The sequence below is a fragment of the Helicobacter cinaedi CCUG 18818 = ATCC BAA-847 genome (assembly GCF_000155475.1).
GTDB classification, from domain to species: Bacteria; Campylobacterota; Campylobacteria; order Campylobacterales; family Helicobacteraceae; genus Helicobacter_C; species Helicobacter_C cinaedi.
The window spans coordinates 1-3,509 of sequence record NZ_DS990403.1 but is presented as its reverse complement, the minus strand read 5'-3'; the positions used below and the strand labels follow the sequence as shown (position 1 = coordinate 3,509).

1 protein-coding gene is annotated in these 3,509 nt (G+C 28.5%); it reads right to left on the bottom strand.

The annotated features are described in order from the left end of the window. On the bottom strand, window positions 1–3,509 hold a 3,509-nt coding region (locus HCCG_RS12680), incomplete at both ends, for a hypothetical protein (protein WP_230197963.1).

The window sequence follows — 3,509 nt, the reverse complement described above, 5'->3', positions numbered from 1 at the left end:
TATCCCCACATACATAGCCTTAATATTATTCTCTCCTATTATATTCAAAGCTCTTAAAAATTCTCTGTGTTTTTCTAAGTTTGGAGTATTGTCTTTTAAATTGGTATTGAAACAATCCATATAAACATCATCAAGATAATTTATTGCGATATGATAAGCGTCTATGGCTGAGGCTGAAGCTTGCATTTCTCCTCTTTCCTCATTATTAGCACTTCTGTTTTCTCTGTCTTTATATTCTTTATATAATGCTTGTTTTCTCTCATCTTTATTTATGCTTTGCATTTTTTGATTAAACTCTGCTATGTTTATTTTTATCTGCTCACTCGCATTAGGTGGGGCTTTAAACTCACCCTCCTTGTGTTGAAGCTTTAATAATCTTGGGCGAGTGGGTAAATCTTGTGTATATGCTCTTGTATTAAAAAACTCTATATCATTTAAAGGAGTGAGGGTATCATTCATTCCCCTTAATTCATCAAGGCACAGATAAGCAAGGAGTTTGTTTAAAAGATAATTCCTCGTATTTGTAGTTTTTATATCCTCATAACAATAAAACAAAGAGTCAATGTCTCCAAAAGCTCCTGTTCTAAGTCTGCCTCCTATAATCATATTAATAAAATTAAAAGATAAAAAAGTATTATTCACAAGCATAGGGTAGAATACACCCTCATTTTGTCTTTTAAGCACATAAGGGGGATGGTATTTGTAAGAAAATTTTGTAAATTTTAAGCGTTCAAACTCTTTTTTGCTCTTCTCATAATGCGTAATAAAAAGTTGATTAAAGATATTCATACCAACAGCTTGTGGGAGAGATTTGAAAAAACTCTTAATAGTGTCTTTCGTATAATCTTTCAAGAAAATATTTTTATAATATTTCAAATCTTGTCCTTTTATCTGTTTGAAATCTTTTATATGGTCCTTTTGACTGATAGTTACAATGCTGTTTTGGACTTGTTTAACTGCTTGAACAAATGATTTTTTCTTTAATCGTTCAAATCTCCTTTTTAAAGTTCTATTTTTCTCATATGTTTGAGTGTATATCTTCATATCGTGATTATAGAGAATATAGGCTAAATAGGCTAAACCCAACTCCCCAAATAATACTTCTCTTAAATGTTTTATTTTATAGGAGAATAGGAGTTTTACAAGTGCCTTGCTTATATTGAAAGGACTTAGATTAAAAAAGAGTGAGGCAAAAGGGAAAAAAGAGACAATGAAATGCTCTATTATCACCTGCAAAGATTCACTTGCTTTGAGTCTTGTGTTTGTTTGCTCTTTTTGTAAGTCCTTTTCTAAATCTTGAAGTTTGGTTTCTAAGGTCTTTAAATTTTCTAAACTTCCTTGATTTGTTTCATCTAAACTTCCAAATTCACTTTTAGAATCAGAATCCTCCTCATTAAAAAACTCTTCTAAGATTTCATCTACATTAATCTTATCTGTATCCTTTTGATTTTCTAATTCCTCAACAAACTCTTCTATACAAAAGACTTCTTCATTATTCTTTAATAACTCATTTTTTCTTTGCTTAGAAAAACATAGGGGTATTTTACTTTTGCTATCTTCAAGCACTAAAAAACTTTCATAAGGCAATATTCTAAAACTTTCTTTATCAATCTCTATACACTCATATTTAGAAATAAAATTCCACCATTTTTGTGTATCTGTTTTTATGGAAGTATAGAAATTTTTAATCACATAGTAGGTTAAAGCAAGTAAAAGCACTTCTAAGACAGAATAATTTTTTTTTGGTTCAAGTTTTGTTTCTCGTATTGGGATTTCATAACCATCATAATAATTATATTCATAAGTTACCAAGACTTGAGTAATGCTATCAATATAACTTTGCAGACATTCTATACTTTCTTTAAAATATTTTTTCTCCTGCTCTAAAAAATATGTTTTATTGTTCTCTTGCTGAAAGAAATGTTCTATAAAATTGAAATTGAGTATTTTGTCTCTATTTTCTCTTTCAAATTTGTGATAATCTTCTATTTGATTCTTATCTTGAGGATAAAAGCCATAATTAAGACTATCAAGATGTTCTTTGGTATTCTTATAATCATTGTATTCCTTTTGTGGGACAAAGACAAAAGGACTTAGAGAAACAACATAAGGCTTGCTTATTTCATCTTTTATAGTGATTTTATATTTACTATAATCAATGGTTTCATCATAATCTTTTTTAGGATTTGTAAATAAAGTATCACTTTTGACTTCCTTTTTATTTTCATCTCCATAGCTTATAGTATTACCTAACTCCTCTAACAATTTATGATTTAATCCTGCATTATGCTTATAGGGAGCATTGCTAATGATAAGATAGTTATATCCTTGTGCTGATGGAGCTTTTATCTCGCTTTTTTGCTCATTTTTCATAAGCTGCACAAGTTGGCTAGAGTTAAAATAAGGGCTTTCTATAAAGACAAGTCTATTGTTATTAGAAGTCATTTGTGCGCTAAGATGATTTGTAATGCTGTCTTTACCGCAAATTTGCAATTTTTCATTCTCACAGACACAACTTAAATTTATTCCCTCCACATTTGTCAAACTCTCTTGTTTTAACTCTATCAGCAGGGCTAAATTTTGTTTTATATAGGCACTGCTCTCTTCAATATCGTGTTTAAATCCTGATAACTCTATAAGAATCTTATTATCTATAATGAGAGTATAATTCAAAATACGATTTTCAAAAAGAAAGATAATGGGGGCAATATCTTGCACAAAAAGTTTAATAATTGAATTTGAAATGGCAAAAGAATATTTAGAATCTGCCCATTCTAAAATATTTCCTAAAGTCTTACTCCCTTCAAAAAGTGTATCAATAGCTAAAAAAACCAAATTACCTTTAGAGGCAATCTTTTTAATATCAAAGATATTAAAAATACTAAAGAAAAAATTTACAATTTCTTTATAAGTTTGGGCATTACCCTCCTCATATATATTTCTAATATCTTGTATTAGATTATCAAAAGCAAACTGCAAACTCTCTTTATATTTTCCTTGACCACCGAAAAATTCTGTCTCTTTAAAATCTGATAATTTTTCAATGATGGGTTTTTGCAAATTATTTTCAATACAAGATTTCAATTTCTCAAAACTGTCCTTCTGCTTTATAAACTTACTAATAGCTTTTGAGAGATTATCAATATCTTTACCACCGTTTAATTGCTTTACAAAATTAAATAAGATGCTTGATGTATCATTTTGCTTGTTATAAATTTTAATATTTCCACAATCCCTTTCCTGATTATTTTTAACTATATTTTTTTGATTAATACTATTGTAGTCATAGACTTCTATTGTTACCTCTTTATCTCTTAAACTAAAAAAATGCTGCACAAGCCAATCTTCAAGAGATAACCTCTCTTTTGTTCTTATCAAACATTTAGCATCTATTTCTTTAAAATTAGAGCAATATAGAGCAATTTTTTTGGCATTTTGTGTATAAGCAGTAATTTCTCTTAATAAATCATTCCTATTATGTAAAAACAATATTCTTTTTACATTATTCT